Annotated in this window: 17 protein-coding genes; all 17 read left to right on the top strand. The window is 50.6% G+C overall.

Features of this window, described 5'->3' with window-relative positions:
• The first annotated feature begins 26 nt into the window (after positions 1-26).
• Positions 27-512, top strand: coding sequence for a type II secretion system protein (locus AB1756_00340; GenBank protein MEW5805800.1), 486 nt, complete (start codon positions 27-29; stop codon positions 510-512).
• Positions 513-537: 25 nt separating this feature from the next.
• Entirely contained in the window at positions 538-960 is a 423-nt protein-coding gene (locus AB1756_00335) for a type II secretion system protein (GenBank protein ID MEW5805799.1), read from the top strand.
• Between the two features lie 27 nt (positions 961-987).
• Positions 988-1,731, top strand: a complete 744-nt coding sequence (locus AB1756_00330) for a hypothetical protein (protein ID MEW5805798.1) — start codon at positions 988-990, stop codon at positions 1,729-1,731.
• Between the two features lie 98 nt (positions 1,732-1,829).
• Positions 1,830-2,798, top strand: a complete 969-nt coding sequence (locus AB1756_00325; protein MEW5805797.1) for a PKD domain-containing protein — start codon at positions 1,830-1,832, stop codon at positions 2,796-2,798.
• A 69-nt stretch (positions 2,799-2,867) separates the two neighbouring features.
• Complete coding sequence (locus tag AB1756_00320; GenBank protein MEW5805796.1) at positions 2,868-3,503, top strand: type II secretion system protein; 636 nt, start codon at positions 2,868-2,870, stop codon at positions 3,501-3,503.
• Positions 3,504-3,671: 168 nt separating this feature from the next.
• Entirely contained in the window at positions 3,672-4,931 is a 1,260-nt protein-coding gene (locus AB1756_00315; protein ID MEW5805795.1) for a pitrilysin family protein, read from the top strand.
• 4 nt (positions 4,932-4,935) lie between these two features.
• Complete coding sequence (gene dut / locus AB1756_00310; protein MEW5805794.1) at positions 4,936-5,382, top strand: dUTP diphosphatase; 447 nt, start codon at positions 4,936-4,938, stop codon at positions 5,380-5,382.
• Positions 5,383-5,469: 87 nt separating this feature from the next.
• Positions 5,470-6,249 carry an MBL fold metallo-hydrolase gene (locus AB1756_00305; GenBank protein MEW5805793.1) on the top strand — a complete coding sequence of 260 codons (780 nt, stop codon included), beginning with the start codon at positions 5,470-5,472 and terminating at the stop codon, positions 6,247-6,249.
• Positions 6,250-6,258: 9 nt separating this feature from the next.
• Entirely contained in the window at positions 6,259-7,554 is a 1,296-nt protein-coding gene (gene purB, locus AB1756_00300; GenBank protein ID MEW5805792.1) for an adenylosuccinate lyase, read from the top strand.
• A 69-nt stretch (positions 7,555-7,623) separates the two neighbouring features.
• A complete protein-coding gene (gene purS / locus AB1756_00295; GenBank protein ID MEW5805791.1) occupies positions 7,624-7,878 on the top strand; it encodes a phosphoribosylformylglycinamidine synthase subunit PurS in 255 nt (84 codons plus the stop codon).
• On the top strand, positions 7,875-8,582 hold the full coding sequence (purQ, locus tag AB1756_00290) for a phosphoribosylformylglycinamidine synthase subunit PurQ (GenBank protein MEW5805790.1): 708 nt from the start codon (positions 7,875-7,877) through the stop codon (positions 8,580-8,582). Before purS ends, purQ begins: the two co-directional genes overlap by 4 nt.
• Positions 8,583-8,689: 107 nt before the next feature.
• Positions 8,690-10,951, top strand: coding sequence for a phosphoribosylformylglycinamidine synthase subunit PurL (gene purL, locus AB1756_00285; GenBank protein ID MEW5805789.1), 2,262 nt, complete (start codon positions 8,690-8,692; stop codon positions 10,949-10,951).
• Positions 10,952-11,003: 52 nt separating this feature from the next.
• Positions 11,004-12,434, top strand: coding sequence for an amidophosphoribosyltransferase (gene purF / locus AB1756_00280; protein ID MEW5805788.1), 1,431 nt, complete (start codon positions 11,004-11,006; stop codon positions 12,432-12,434).
• Between the two features lie 128 nt (positions 12,435-12,562).
• Positions 12,563-13,585 carry a phosphoribosylformylglycinamidine cyclo-ligase gene (gene purM / locus AB1756_00275; GenBank protein MEW5805787.1) on the top strand — a complete coding sequence of 341 codons (1,023 nt, stop codon included), beginning with the start codon at positions 12,563-12,565 and terminating at the stop codon, positions 13,583-13,585.
• Positions 13,586-13,654: 69 nt separating this feature from the next.
• On the top strand, positions 13,655-14,266 hold the full coding sequence (gene purN / locus AB1756_00270) for a phosphoribosylglycinamide formyltransferase (GenBank protein MEW5805786.1): 612 nt from the start codon (positions 13,655-13,657) through the stop codon (positions 14,264-14,266).
• 141 nt (positions 14,267-14,407) lie between these two features.
• A complete protein-coding gene (gene radC / locus AB1756_00265) occupies positions 14,408-15,100 on the top strand; it encodes a DNA repair protein RadC (GenBank protein MEW5805785.1) in 693 nt (230 codons plus the stop codon).
• A 71-nt stretch (positions 15,101-15,171) separates the two neighbouring features.
• Positions 15,172-16,398, top strand: a complete 1,227-nt coding sequence (gene tyrS, locus AB1756_00260) for a tyrosine--tRNA ligase (GenBank protein MEW5805784.1) — start codon at positions 15,172-15,174, stop codon at positions 16,396-16,398.
• Positions 16,399-16,490: the final 92 nt, after the last annotated feature.

The following is a 16,490-nucleotide window of genomic DNA, read 5'->3' as shown; positions in this document are numbered from 1 at the left end:
GGATCGATTAATTCCTGAGGTAACTAATGCTCTGGAAGGTGAAATTAAGCGGGCGATGCGGGGTTACGATCATCGAACTCATCTGCGTCGTCGCCATCATGCTCATAATCGCCTCCGTCGCCATGCCCGTCGGAAGGAACATCATCAAGAAGCAGAAGGAGATCGAATTGAGAAGGGCACTGAGGGAGATAAGGATGGCGATCGATGAGTTTCATGAGCTTGCATCAAGGTTTCCCGGCGTCAGACAGCAGCTCGATGCAGACAATGAAGATCTTTACCCTCCGGATCTGGAGACTCTCGTCGAGGGGATTGATCTGGGGCTGGCAGTCGAGAGAAAGGCCAAATTCCTGAGACGAATACCGGTTGACCCCATGACCGGCACCACTGAATGGGGATTTCGATCGAGCCGGGACGAACCGGACTCAGAGTTCTGGGGCGGCGAGAACATCTTCGATATTTACACGAAGAGCAACGACACGGCACTCGACGGAACGAAGTATAAAGATTGGTAATAAAAGAGGGAAGTTTTTGACTCATATGAAACCAGAGTTTCGATTCCTTACAGGGACAAAAGGAATGAAGGAAAAGGGATTCACGCTCATCGAGCTTCTCATCGTTGTGGCGCTCATCGGGATTATCGTGACGGTTGCCGCAGTTCAGTACAAGAACGCCATCCAGAAGGCGAAGGAGGCCGTCCTGAAAGAGGATCTCTACATACTGAGGGATTGCATCGATCAGTATTACGCGGACAAGGGGAAATATCCTACGGACCTTCAGGTTCTCGTCGAGGAAAAATATATCCGGGTGATTCCCACCGACCCGATGACGAAATCGGCAGACACATGGCAATTCGAATACTCTGAAATCACCGATGACCCGATGGGTGAACAGGGGATCATAGATGTCAGAAGCGGAGCCGAAGGAGTCGGTCTCGATGGAGTTCCATATTCGGAATGGTAAGAAAGATAGAAAGGTTGCAAGACCAACATGAGAAAAGGAATCTTTATCTTATTCGTCATGATCCTGCTTCCGGTTCTCTCCTGTGAAGAAGGCAATGTATCGGATACTGGAGATCTTCTCATCTACGTCAATGCGGAACCCGATTTCATTCTGGCCGGGAACGGAAGTAACCTCCCCGGCGCCGAATATGGAGCAACGACCGTGACGGCCCGTGTCGTCAATTCCTCCTTCGTCCCCATGCAGGGGATTGGAGTTCTCTTCACGGCAAACCCGGTCGGAACGGAAGGAGGATTTCAATCCGATGGGCATCCGATCAAGACTGATTCGGAAGGAAGGGCGACTGATATCCTGATCAACGACAGGAGCACGACGATCACGGTTCAATCCGGAAGCGCAACGGCAACGCTCACAATCCCTTATGTTTTGGAGAATGAACCTCCCACGGCAAGGATCATCACCGAACCCAACCCCGTTGAGGTCAACAGAAATGCTGTCTTCGATGGAACTACATCGGGTGATGTAGATGGCACAATCACGAACTATAAATGGGAATTCTGGTACGATCATCAATGTGATATCGGGGTGATTCCCGACAGACCCGATCCGATGCTCGATCCACCGTCGGAAACGCTTGAGGGAAGTGATATTTCCATGTTCGTGAAGAGCTTCGATCATGCACAAACCATGATCGTATTCCTCACCGTGACTGATAATAATCTGGCAACGGATGATGCAGGCCACTGTCAGGAAGTGGTGAGCAGTGTGCCTTGAGCGCTTGGGAAATAGGGATAGGATGGACGATGACATCCTGTCATGAAAAGAGATAGATACTTTAAGAATAACATGAAAGCAACATAAGGAGATTAAACATGAGAAAGGCAGGCATTATTGCTCTCTTTGCTCTGGCTATGCTGCCGCTCTGGACCTGTGAAAAGAGCGACCCGACGGCTCCTGATGAATCGACGATCCTTCTCTCTGCCAATCCCGATACGATTCGTCCCGATACAAGCGGATTCGGAACGTCGGTCATCACTGCACAGGTCCTTGACGGATCCTTCAACGCCGTGAAGGGTGTCGGGGTTAGATTCTCCGCTTCACCGACGGGAAGCCTTACATCGAATGGCGATGCGGTTATGACCGATTCCAACGGAATAGCCAGGGATACATTGAAGACTAATGCAACGACGAAGGTGACCGCAAGGTCTGGAAGTGCCACCGCGGAGATCCAGGTCGCCGTGGGAAGCGGGAATAAGGCGCCAACCGTTCTTCTTACAGCCGAACCGAATCCCGTCAAGACCGGCAGGAACGTAACGTTCGATGGCAGTGGATCGGTGGACTCCGATGGGAGTATCATTGGATACAAATGGGAACTGTATCCGGATATCGATCCGCCGGAGAAGGTCCCCCCCGATCCTACTCCATATGATCCAGCCGTTCCCTCACTGCTCAGGGAATACAATCAGGAACAGAACGTCATCGTGAAGCTTACCGTCTATGATAACAGTGGCGCCTATGATCAGGATTACATCATTGAAAACGTCGTTGATAACCTTCCTCCAACGGCTGATGCGGGTGCCGATCAGAGGACAAAGCTCCCGTCGTCGGGGAACGTTACCGTCAAACTGGATGGAAGCGGGTCTTACGATGAAGACGGGTCGATCGTCCATTACTTCTGGCTGTGCGGCAATGGTACAACTTATCCCACTGGAACACAGCAGAATCCAAACTCCTTGGGGATCTGCTCGTATAACATGACCGGCCAGTACTTCGTGACACTTACCGTCACGGACGATGGAGGAAAAGAGAGCAGCGACATTTGCAAAGTAACCATTGAATGAATTCAAATGCGTTGCTTGACCTGATAAATCTTCGTCTAATCGGTCAGACGAACCGACTTGAGTCTGAAAATGAAATGTCATCACCCAATACATAGAATACTGGATTCAGAGAGAGGACATCTGCTACTAACCCTCGTCATAGCGGTAGCCGTTTCCATGATTCTGCTCACCGTTGCTGCCCAGTCGTGGAGTACAGTCCTCCAGAGAGAAAAGGAGGAAGAGCTGATTTTCCGGGGCTGGGAATACGCGATCGCGCTCAAGAATTTCAGGAAAGACCGTGGGAGGCTCCCCACGGATCTCAAGGAGCTTACAGAGAGGGGACAAAGGCATCAGCGGTACTTGAGAAAGCTTTATAGAGATCCACTGTCCCCGGATGGAGAATGGAATCTTCTCTACCTTTCTCCAGATGGAAAAGGGTTGATCAATCCCAACGCTCCACCCATTGAGGGGCAATTGCCAGCAGGACTCCAGGAGAGGGGTATGCCGCTGCAACGCATGCCGCAGGGCCTCCAAACGAGTGGTGGAAAGATTGCTGGTCTGCAGATAGCAGGCGTTGTTTCCAAGAGCGCGGAGAAGGCGTTCAAGCAGTATCGCAAGAAAGAGTACTACAATGAGTGGCTGTTTTCCATATTTGACCTCCTGGAGTATCAGCAACAGCAGGAGAAGGACCAGAAGAACGTGGGTGGGCGGCCGCGCCATTGGTAGCGCTCATCTGCTCCTGGCAAGTGTCGCTCAGGGGCCAAGATTTCCATAAAAAATAGGCAGCTTCAAAAGGATTAAAGAGATTTTCAAAATGGGTGGGGTATGATATACTTTGCCCTCAAGATAGATTCCCGCTGATCGAAATTTTCCGATGAACAAAGATCTAACTATATGATAAAAAAGGAAATACTATCGAATGGCTTGACGGTCATAACCGAAAAAATGCCCGATGTGAGATCGATCACTCTCGGTGTCTGGCTAAAAAAGGGGTCCAGACACGAAAGACCGGAGGAAAACGGGATTTCGCATTTCATAGAACATCTCCTCTTCAAGGGAACTGAAAGCAAATCAGGCAAGAAGATCGCACTCATCATCGATTCCATCGGTGGTCAGATCGACGCCTTCACTTCAAAGGAGTATACCTGCTTTTATGCCAAAATCCTGGATGAGCATCTTCCAGTCGCTCTCGAGTTGCTATCGGATATCGTCCTTCATCCCAGATTAGATCATGAGGATATCGAAAAAGAGCGAAAGGTAATCTACGAGGAGATCAAGATGGTGGAGGATACGCCCGATGAGCTCGTCTATGATATCTTCATGGAAAACTTCTGGAAGGGACATCCCCTGGGGAATCCGATCCAGGGAACGGTCGAGAAGATAGCTAAAATCACCGATCAGAGGTTAATGGGCTATTTCAGAAAAAGGTATTCTCCCGGGAACATCCTCATTGCCGCGGCAGGGAATCTCAATCACAGGAAGATCCTTTCCATGGTCGAAGAAAGTTTCGGCTCGCTATCCGGCCAGGATAGCCAAACAGAGTTAAAGGCGCCAAAGCCCCACTTCGCCATCGTGAAGAGGAAGAAGAACGAACTGGAGCAACTCCACCTTTGTCTCGGAATGGATGCCTTCCCGAGAAGCTTTGAAGAGAGATATCAGCTTCTCGTCCTGAATACCCTTCTGGGGGGGGCCATGAGCTCCAGGCTCTTTCAGAACATCAGAGAGAAACGGGGGCTTGCCTATTCTATCTTCTCCGGCGTCAACACGTTCGTGGACTCGGGATTCTTGATGGTCTATGCTGCAACGAACCCCGGGTCAGCCAAAGAAGTCCTGAGGCTCATCATCCAGGAATTAGTCAACCTGAAGAAGAGGCTTATCTCTACCAACGAATTGAAAGTTGCCAAGGAACATCTTAAAGGGAGTCTCATGCTCTCCCTCGAAAGTACTTCGAGCAGGATGTCGAACATCGCAAGAAATGAGCTCTATTTTGGCAGACAGTTTTCCCTGAGCGAAGTTCTCAAGGGTGTCGATTCCGTGAAGGCGAAAGACATACAGGAGCTTGGCTTCAGGATATTCAACAACAGTCATCTGACTCTGGCTGCTCTGGGAAAATTCTCGAAGTTCAGGATAAGAAAGGAAGAACTCGAATTCTGATTATATGAAGAAGGTTAAGGTTCTTGTAAAACGGTGCCAGGGAAACGATGACCTTCCCATCCCATCGTTTGCCACCGATGGGAGTTCCGGTTTCGATCTTGCAGCCTGCATCGAAGATGAAGTTATGATCAAACCGGGGGAGAGGGTTGTAATCCCGACAGGATTTGCCATAGCGCTTCCGGAAGGCTTCGAGGCGCAGGTGAGACCAAGGAGCGGAACGGCGCTGAAGTTTGGTCTGACCATGGTCAATTCACCAGGGACCATCGATTCAGATTACAGAGGGGAGATCAAAGTCATTGCCATCAACCTGGGGAGGGAACCGATCAAGCTGAAGAGGGGAGAGCGAATAGCTCAGATGGTCGTCTCTGAAGTGCCGAAGGTCGAACTTATCCAGGTCGATGATCTCCCATCTACAAAAAGGGGTTCAGGCGGCTTTGGACATACTGGATGATGGATGATTGCAAATACCGGCTTTTTGTATCTGCCAGCGACATCTTGAAAGAGAAAGGACGATAAGTTTTCAGGCTTCAAGCGGGGGTTGAAACTGAAAGTAAGGATACTGGGGAGCGGGAGTTCGGGGAACAGTACCTTCCTGCAGTCCGGAAGGACGAGGATCTTAATCGATGCCGGTTTCGGCGCCAGAGGGCTGGAGAGGAGGCTCCTGCAGGCCGGGATAGCCCCTCCGTCCCTGGCTGGAGTCATCGTCACACACGAGCACAGCGATCATATCAGAGGTTTGAGACTCTTCTCAAAGAAGTATCGCATGAACCTTTACTCTTCAGAGAAATCTTTTGAAGATTCGGGAATCATCGAGGATGACCTATCTTCCTTCCACTGTATCGAAGCAGGGATTCCCTTTGAGATAGGGGAGATAAAGATCCATCCCTTCTCTCTTCCTCACGATGCGGAATCGACTTTTGGTTTTATCATAAAAGCAAACAGGTTGAAGCTTTCCTACGCTACCGATTTCGGCTATCCTTCGAAGCTGGTTGTCGAGAGGATGAAGGATTCCGATGGGATCATCCTCGAAGCGAATCATGACACTGAAATGCTTCTGAACGGCCCCTACCCATGGTTTCTGAAAGAGAGGCTCATTGGGAGGCTCGGACATCTCTCCAACGAATCGATGGCAGAACTGGTTGAACAGATCGTCGATGCCGACACGAGATTTCTCATGCTTGCCCATCTGAGCGAGGTGAACAACTCTCCCGGGCAGGCAGTGCAAATGGCAAGAAAGGCAGCGCACAGGAGAGGGGCGAAAAACTTGAGAATCATGGCTTCATATCAGGATCAACTATCCGAAATGATAGAACTCTGAGGTTAGAAGATGATAGATAGGTATTCAAGACCGGAGATGGCTTCCATCTGGAGCAACGAGAGCAAGTTCAGGAAATGGCTTGATGTCGAGATCGCCGTATGCGAGATCCTCAATGAAGAGGGAAAGATTCCTGATGCCGACTTGAAGAACATAAAGAGGAAGGCTTCCTTCGATTTGACGAGGATCAAAGAGATAGAAAAAGAAGTCAAACATGACGTCATCGCCTTCATGACGAGCATTGCCGAGAAGGTTGGCAAGTCCTCACGTTTCATCCATCAAGGATTGACATCCTATGACGTGGTCGACACCGCCAATGCCCTCCTGCTGAGAGAAGCCTGTAACATCCTTCTCGACGATACCCGGGCCCTTTTGAAAGCAATCAAGGAGAAGAGCCTCGAATACAAAGATGTGCCTATGATGGGTAGGACTCACGGGGTTCATGCCGAGCCGATCACATTCGGGTTGAAACTGGCGCTATGGTATGAGGAAATGAAGAGGAACATCCAGAGGCTTGAAGCTGCAAGAGAGGGGCTGATGGTCGGGAAGATATCCGGTGCCGTAGGGGCTTTTGCACATCTTTCTCCTGAGGTAGAGGAGAAAGTTTGCAGAAAGCTGGGACTCAAGGCGGCGCCGGTCTCCAGTCAGATCATCCAGAGGGATCGGTACGCTTTCCTTCTGGCTGTCCTTGCCATAATGTCCTCATCGCTCGATAAGTTTGCCATTGAGATCAGGAATCTTCAGAGGACGGAGATCAGAGAGGTAGAAGAGTACTTCTTGGAAGGACAGAAGGGCTCCTCTGCCATGCCTCATAAGAGGAACCCCATCTCATGCGAGCAGATCTCCGGGCTCGCGCGTGTAATCAGGGGGAACGCCTTCGCAGCGCTCGAGAACATCCCGCTCTGGCACGAGAGGGATATTTCAAACTCCTCCGTGGAGAGGATTATCCTTCCAGATAGCACTATCCTCATGGATTACATGCTCGCGAAATTTACTGAGATAGTGAAGAATCTTATAGTCTATCCCGAAAGAATGCTGCAAAACATCGGCGTAACAAGAGGGCTCATCTTCTCGCAGGCGCTCCTCCTTGCGCTCACACGAAAAGGGGCGAGCAGGGAGAAGGCCTATCGCTGGGTCCAGAGAAACACCGTGAAGGTCTGGAAGGAAGATCTAGATTTCAAAACCCTGATCAAGAAGGACAGTGACATCAGAAAGATGCTGACCCCGGATGAGATCGACCGGATCTTTGATCTAAGAATCTTCTTGAAAAATATCGATAAAATCTTCAAACGAGTCTATGGAAAGTAAATTGACAAGATTTGGTTGCACGAGAAGATGCACAATACGATTCTCTGCCCCAGGGAGGGAAATACTGAGATGAGAGCAAGAGTTTACGTGACTCTGAAGAACGGGGTTCTGGACCCGCAGGGAAAGGCTGTTTGCAACTCGCTTCATTCCCTTGGTTACCAGGAAGTGGAGGATGTAAGGCTGGGAAAGTACATGGTCGTCAGGCTCGGGAATATCCGGGTCGAGGAGGCGAAGAAGAGGCTCGACGAGATGTGCAGGCGCCTTCTTGCCAATACAGTAATCGAGGACTACCGGTTCGAGCTGGATGAGGATAAGCAGATATGAAGTTTGGTATCGTCGTTTTCCCGGGAAGCAACTGCGATCATGATACTTACCATGTCCTCAAGCATGAACTCCATGTCGATGTTGAATTCCTCTGGCACAAGGATGTCGATCTCTCCCCTTATAGCTGCATCATACTTCCCGGTGGATTCTCCTACGGAGATTATCTCCGGTGCGGAGCCATCGCCAAATTTTCCCCTGTGATGCGGGAAGTGATGGAATTCGCTAAAAAAGGTGGTCCAGTCATCGGCATCTGCAACGGGTTCCAGATACTCCTTGAGGCGGGACTTCTACCCGGAGCCATGCTTCGGAATAGGAATCTCCAGTTCATATGCCGGGACGTTTACCTGCGAGTCGAAAACAAACAGACACCATTTACCGGTCTCTTCAATGTAGGGGACAGATTCAGGATTCCGATTGCGCATATGGAAGGGAACTACTTTGCAGATGATGAGACGTTAAGGATGTTGAACGGGGAAGGACGCGTGATATTCCGTTACTGCGACCGTGATGGAAACGCCAAGGACGAGGCAAATTACAATGGTGCCATCGAGGCCATCGCCGGAATATGCAACGAGAAGAGGAACATCCTGGGGATGATGCCTCATCCCGAAAGATGTTCGGAAGCAATTCTCGGCAACATTGATGGACGTCTGATCTTCCAGTCAATCGTCAACCATCTCGAAGGTATTCAACAATCTTCATAATAGGATTGGAGAAAATTGTGAGGAGTTTGCTCAGTTGCTCTCGGCAAGTGTCGGGCAATGACTAAGGGTTCCAAATTGATGGGAAATCATAAAGCGAGGGATAAGGGATGAAGGAGGAACCGGAAGTAACGAAAACACTATCTGATCAGCACGGGATCACAGATCAGGAATACGTGAAGATGCTGGAGATCTGCGGCAGGAATCCCTCCTATACGGAGCTCGGCATCTTTTGCGTCATGTGGTCCGAGCACTGCTCTTACAAGAGCTCGAGAGTGCACCTGAAGAAGTTCCCGACGAAGGCTCCGCATGTTCTCCAGGGTCCTGGGGAGAATGCCGGGATAGTTGATATCGGAGAGGGCCTGACGGCTGTCTTCAAGATGGAAAGCCACAACCATCCCTCATTCATCGAGCCCTATCAGGGAGCGGCGACCGGGGTCGGCGGCATCCTTAGGGATATCTTTACCATGGGAGCGAGGCCAATAGCCTCGATGAACTCCCTGCGATTCGGCTCATTCTCGCATCCCAGGACGAGATATCTCCTGTCGGGTGTCATCGCAGGGATCGGAGGATATGGCAACTGCATCGGCGTTCCAACCGTAGGGGGAGAAATCTCATTCAATGACTGTTATAACGGCAACATTCTCGTCAACGTCTTCAACCTGGGAATCGCAAGGAAAGATAGGATCTTCTTTGGCAGGGCATCCGGGGCAGGAAACCCTGTCATCTATGTCGGCTCAAAGACTGGAAGGGATGGGATACACGGAGCATCACTGCTTGCTTCGGCGGAATTCGGAGAAGAGGCAGAAAAGAAGAGGCCGACTGTGCAGGTCGGTGACCCCTTTACCGAAAAGCTACTTCTCGAGGCCTGCCTTGAATTGATGAAGACGGACTGCATTGTCGGAATCCAGGACATGGGTGCGGCAGGACTGACTTGCTCTACCTTCGAGATGGCAAGCCGCGGAAGAAGCGGCATCCTCATAGATCTCGATAAAGTTCCGAGGAGAGAGGAAGGGATGATCCCATATGAGATCATGCTCTCTGAATCCCAGGAGAGGATGCTGCTTGTCGCCAGGAAGGGAAAGGAAGACAATGTCCTGGAAATATTCAGGAAGTGGGATCTCGATGCGGAAATCGTAGGGGAAGTCACTTCCGACGGGATGGTCACAGTCATGCATGAGGGGAAAAGAGTAGTCTCTCTTCCCGCGAAGCCGCTGGCTGAAGAATCCCCTGTGTACAACAGGCCGATGAAAAAGCCGGCATACCTGGTGGAAGTGAAAAAATTCAATCTTTCAAAGATTCCTGTACCGGATGATCTTAATGAGACGATGAGGGAGATCATCTCATCACCGAACATAGCATCGAAAGAATGGGCCTATCATCAGTATGACTATTCGGTCCGAACGAATACGGTCGTCACTCCTGGTTCCGATGCCGCAGTCATCAGAGTGAAGGGGACGAAGCTGGGGATAACCATTACGACCGATTGCAATCCCCTGTACTGCTATCTGAACCCTTACGAAGGGGCGAAACTTGCCGTTGCCGAAGCGGCTAGAAACCTTTCCTGTGCTGGCTCGCGCCCCCTCGGGATCACCGACTGTCTGAACTTCGGAAACCCGGAAAAACCGGAGATCATGTGGCAGTTCTCGGAAGCTGTGATCGGGATTGCCGATGCCTGCAGGTTCCTTGATATTCCAGTGATCAGCGGGAACGTCAGCTTCTACAACGAGACGGAGGGGAAAGCTATCTTCCCGACGCCGACAATTGGGATGGCAGGCCTCTTGGATGAAGTGAGGCTGCACCTGACCCAGTGGTTCAAGAGGGAAGGAGATCTCATCATGCTCCTTGGTTATAACAGGGATGAATTCGGTGGAAGCGAGTATCTTCGGCTAATCCACAACATTCAGGCAGGACCAGTTCCCTCGCTCGATATTGTGTTTGAAAAGAGAGTTCAAGATTGCGTGAGGCAGGCAGCCTCGATGGGAATCCTTAATTCTGCTCACGATTGCTCCGACGGCGGCTTTGCCGTTGCGCTTGCCGAGTGCTGTTTCTCAGATGAAATGGTCTTCGGCGCTGAAGTTAACCTGTCTTCAACCGCCGCAACGGATTCCTCTGCCATCAGACCCGATTCTCTCCTCTTTGGAGAAACACAGTCGCGGATCATCGTTTCCCTGCCAGAGAGAAATCTGCGTACCTTTGAAGGAATAGCGGCAAAGGTGGAGATTCCATACTGGATCATTGGGAAGGTCGGGGGAGAGGACTTCACTATTTACTCCGATGGAGAGAAGCTGATAGACATCAAATCGAAATTGCTGTATGACCTCTGGAAGAATGCCCTGGCGAAAAAGATTGCCGAAAGAATGCCCGTTTAGTATCATATTTTATACAAGGCGGCTCTTCCGGCCGCCTTTCTGAATTTAAGATATGCAGTTCGATTACTTATCTGACTTATCCCGGGACAAATTCAAGGAAGAGTGCGGAGTTTTCGGGATTTTCGGGCACAGGGAGGCCGCCAACATAACCTACCTGGGGCTCTATGGTCTCCAGCACCGGGGGCAAGAATCTGCCGGCATCGTCTCATCGGATGCCCTCAAACTGCACCGCGAAGTCGGCATGGGATACGTGGCGGAGGTCTTCCAGAAGGCCAACCTCAAAAGGTTGCGAGGCGAGGCAGCAATCGGCCATGTCAGGTACTCAACCGCAGGTGAAAGCAAGATAACCAATGCCCAGCCTATAAAGATAAGTTGTAATAAGGGAGAAATCGCCCTCAGCCATAACGGAAACCTGGTCAACGGTGGAGTCATAAAGAGCGAGTTGGAACGGGACGGCTCAATTTTCCAATCGACATCCGATACCGAGGTTATCCTTCATCTTATAGCCAGATCCAAAGAAAAAGATCTGGTGGATGCCATCGTTGATGCCCTGAACCAGTTGACTGGAGCCTTTTCCCTTGCCTTCCTCACGAAAGATAAGATGATAGCCGTCAGGGATCCAAGGGGTTTCAGGCCTCTATCGATCGGAAAGCTCGATGGCTCTTACGTTGTCGCCTCCGAGAGCTGCGCATTCGACCTGATCGGCGCGCAGTTCCAGAGAGATATTGAACCCGGGGAAATCGTCGTTTTTAACAGCAATGGAATGAAATCGTACAGGCTGCCTCATCGTCTGGAGGCGACCCAGTGCATCTTCGAGTACATCTATTTCGCCAGGCCGGACAGCTTTCTATTCGGGAGGACGGTCAACATAGTGAGAAAGAGGCTGGGTGTCGAAATGGCGAGAGAGACCGAGGTTGATGCGGACCTTATCGTTCCGGTTCCAGATTCGGGCGTTTGCGCGGCCAGCGGATTCTCAGAGCATTCCGGGATCCCCATGGAATTCGCCCTCATCAGGAACCATTACGTGGGGAGGACATTCATCGAACCCAAGCAGGCGATCCGGCACTTCGGGGTCAAGGTGAAGCTCAACCCCGTCCGGGAGCTTCTTAAGGGGAAGAGAGTCATCCTGATCGATGATTCCATAGTCCGGGGGACAACCAGCAGGAAGATCGTCTCAATGGTGAGGGAGGCGGGAGCCAAAGAGGTCCATCTGAGAATCTCCTGCGCTCCGACTAAATCACCTTGCTATTATGGTATCGACACTCCTTTAAGATCTGAACTCATCGCTTCCTCGCATACGATCCCTGAGATTTGCAGGTACGTGCGTGCCGATTCTCTCGGTTATCTCAGCCTCGATGGAATGTTCCGCGCCGTGGAGAATGGGAAAAACGAATTCTGCACAGCCTGCTATACTTGCAAGTATCCCGTAGATTTCCCCCAGGAGGATGTTTCCCAGCTTCTCCTCTTTGAAAAACCGAGGTGAAAAGGTGAGGGTTCATGTCGCACGAAATTGACAATAACATAGCGGTGTGTGATAATGGCTGTCGATTATTGGAAGCCAATTTAAAGCCATTCAATTAACACCTTTATTTGCATATGAAAAAGAAGAAGTTGAGCTATAAAGATGCTGGCGTGGACATAGATGCCCAGGCGGAAGTCCTGAACCGCATAAGGGGGCTTCTCAAGAGTACGTATTCGAAATCGGTCCTGGCGGAGCTCGGGACTTTTGGGGCACTCTTTTCGCTGGATAAGAAGAAGTTCAAAAAGCCGATCCTCGTTTCTAGTGTTGATGGCGTGGGGACGAAGCTGAAGGTCGCTTTCATGACAGGCATTCATGACACGATAGGACTGGACCTTGTCAACCACTGCGTCAATGACATCTTCGTTCAAGGGGCTACCCCGCTCTTCTTCCTCGACTATATCGCCTCTGGTAAGCTCAACCCGGCTGTACTCGAAAAGATTGTCAAAGGGATCGCTCGAGGGTGTAAAGAAACAGGATGCTCCCTAATTGGCGGAGAAACGGCCGAGATGCCTGATTTCTACAGGGAAGGAGAGTATGATGTGGCGGGTTTCATCTGTGGCGTTGTTGAGAAAGACAGTATCATAGATGGAAGCACCATCGTCGAAGATGACCTGATAATCGGACTTCCCTCTTCGGGTCTTCACACCAATGGTTACTCTCTTGCAAGGAAAGTGATCTTTGAGGTTGCCGGACTGAAGTGTGACTCCTATGTGGAAGAGTTCGGGAGAACGGTAGGCGAGGAACTCCTCCAGCCGCATCGATGCTACTACAATCAGTTGAAGCATGCCGTCTCAAAAGGCCTGGTCAAGGGGATGGCGCATATCACCGGCGGCGGCTTGTATGACAATATCCCCAGGATCATTCCGAATGGGGTTGTCGCAAGAATAAGAAAAGGGGGATGGTATATCCCGCCGATATTCTCTTACCTGCAGGCGGTCGGGAACATAGCAGACCGAGAGATGTACCGGACGTTCAATATGGGAATCGGGATGGCTCTAGTGATAGCGCAAGATTCTTACGATGCATTCGAACATGAGATGAAACAGGTTCAGGAGAAGTTCTGCCTGATCGGTGAGATAGACAAAGGCGAAAAGAGAATTACCATCCGATAGAACCCGCACCCTTGATGATTGAATTGTAACAGGGAAAACGGCAAGAGGGACAACTGTATAAGTTGAGGCATGGCTAAAGGCAGGATAGGGATTCTGATTTCTGGCAGGGGAAGCAACATGGTTTCAATCATCGAAGCCTGTAAAGCCGGGAAAACCAATGCTGAAGTCTCTCTCGTCATCAGCAATGAAAAAGATGCGCCAGGGCTGGAGAAGGCTAGGAGCTTCGGCGTGGAAACCATTGTCATAGACCACCGTGAGAGCAAGACGAGAGAAGAGCATGACGCAAAGATGGTTCGGGAGCTGAAGAGTAGGAATGTCGATCTAGTCTGCCTTGCGGGTTACATGAGAATTTTGAGCCCTTGCTTCGTGCAGGAGTTTCAGGGGAGGATCATGAATATCCACCCGGCACTTCTTCCGGCCTTCCCCGGCCTGGACGTCCAGCAGAAAGCCATTGATTGGGGTGTCAAGTTCTCTGGTTGCACCGTCCATTTCGTGGATGAGAAGGTCGATCATGGACCGATTATCCTTCAAGCCATTGTCCCCGTCCTGGATTATGATACGGCGGAAACTCTTGCCGCCAGGATCCTTGAAGAAGAACACAGGATATATCCGGAAGCGGTGAGACTCTTCTTCGACGGAAAATTGAAGATCGATGGAAGAAGAGTCATGATTTCCCAATAGCCTCCTCGAGTTTTTGCCTCCCCTGAAAAATTTATCTTCCTCCTCCAAAACATGCTTTTTGATAACAAGGCTCTAATGACTCTCCCCTTGTGGGAAGGGGAGTGATGCGGAGCCAGAATTGGCGGAGTGGAGGATTTCGATATGCAGAACAATCTTGAGAAAACGAAGATCAAGGAGCTCCCCAGGTCGCTGCAGCCGAGGGAGAGGCTAATCAGCTATGGCGTTTCCTCTCTGAGCAACCCGGAACTGATGGCCATTCTGCTCGGCACAGGAACCAGGAAGGAGAACGTCCTCAGGATCGCCGATAAAATCCTGAAGAAGTATAGGCTGACGACTCTTCCCGAAGTCGATGTGAATGAGTGGAGAAAGAATTCAGGTGTGGGGAAGGTGCAGGCATGCCGTCTGATAGCATCCTTCGAGCTGGGAAGGAGGATCTTCAGCATTAAAGAAGATGACATCAGCAGGATCACCAAGCCACAGGATGTTTACAGGGAGTTCAAGGATTTGAGGAAAGCCAGGAAAGAGCACCTCTGTGCCCTTTACCTGAATGCTCAGAATCAGATTATCAGGAAGGAAACGATCTCGGTCGGAAGCCTGAACACGACGAGAACACATCCGCGGGAGATCCTCCAGCCTGCCATCAGCAATCTGGCGCTGGGATTCATCCTTGTCCATAACCATCCTGGAGGCTCGCTCCAGGCAAGCAACGACGACATCGAGTTCACGAAAACCGTCAAGCAGGCATCCGATATCATGGGAATCGAACTATACGACCATGTCATCATTGCCGATGGCGGCTTCCTGAGCCTTAAGGAGAACGGTTTCATTCTTTGAAAGTGATTGCTGTATATAAGTTCAAAATGTATAATTCAGCGAAACCTCTGGGAAAGAGGAGGAGTGAGGATTTGAAGTTCAAGCCGGTTTATGAGCAACTTGCCTACCTGAAGAAGGGGATCGTCGATCTCGTCCGGGAGGACGAGCTCAAAGAGAAGATTGCCAATTCCTTCAAGACGGGGGAGCCGCTAAAGGTAAAGGTTGGCTTCGACCCGAGCGCACCAGACATTCACCTGGGACACACCGTCCTCATGAGGAAGATGAGGCACTTCCAGGAGATGGGGCACAGCGTCATCTTTCTCATCGGTGATTTTACCGGAATGATCGGAGACCCGACAGGGAGATCGAAGACAAGGCCGCAGCTCTCGCGGCAGGAGATCCTCGCCAACGCGGAGACATACAAGAAGCAGGCTTTCAAGATCCTGCATCCCGAGAAGACAATAATCGATTTCAACAGCCGCTGGCTCGGTGCTCTGGGAAGCGAGGGGTTAATCAGGCTCGCCGGGAAGTACACAGTCGCCAGAATGCTCGAGAGGGATGATTTCGCGAAGAGGTATGCAAGTGGCCATCCCATCAGCATCCATGAATTTCTCTATCCGCTAGCCCAGGGATATGATTCCGTCGCTCTGAAGGCGGATGTCGAGCTCGGGGGAACCGACCAGTTTTTCAACCTCCTCGTGGGAAGGGAGATCATGAAGGAGTATGGGCTCGATCCCCAGGTCGTCATCACGACCCCGCTCCTCGAGGGGACCGATGGCATCGAGAAGATGTCCAAATCTCTCGGTAACTACATCGGCGTGGACGAGCCCCCGAAAGAAATCTACGGGAAGATCATGTCGATCTCGGATGAACTGATGTGGAGATATTACGAGCTTCTGAGTGATCTTACCCTTGACGAAATAAAGAAGATGAAGAGTGACGTGACGCACAAGAAGCTACACCCAAAGAAGGCAAAGTCGGACCTTGCGAAGAAGATCATCGAAGAGTTTTACAGTCGCGATGCTGCCGAGAAGGCGGAGCGGGAGTTTGAGAAGGTCTTTGCGAAAAAAGAAACGCCAGAAGAAATGGATGAGCTCGTCAGGAAGTGCGGCAAGGAGAACATCTGGCTGGCAAAACTGATGGTGGAAGCCGGCATCTCGAAATCGACGAGCGAGTCGATCAGGCTGATCAAGCAGGGGGGAGTCTCTCTTGATGGTCTCAAGATCAGCGATGAGAATACCGAGTTGAAAGCCGGGAAGCCCGCCGAATACCTCCTGAAAGTTGGTAAACGCCGCTTCCTTAAGATTATCTTTAGATAGAGAGGATTGCTATTGACTCTTGCGTTGCATCGAACAAAACTTCCGAACATCTTCACCGATAAATTCATTTGATAATCGCCTGGTTTTGACAT

The sequence above is a fragment of the Acidobacteriota bacterium genome (assembly GCA_040752675.1).
Taxonomy (GTDB): domain Bacteria; phylum Acidobacteriota; class Polarisedimenticolia; order JBFMGF01; family JBFMGF01; genus JBFMGF01.
The sequence above is the reverse complement of the archived record's forward strand: the minus strand, read 5'-3'. Positions and strand labels throughout refer to the sequence as shown.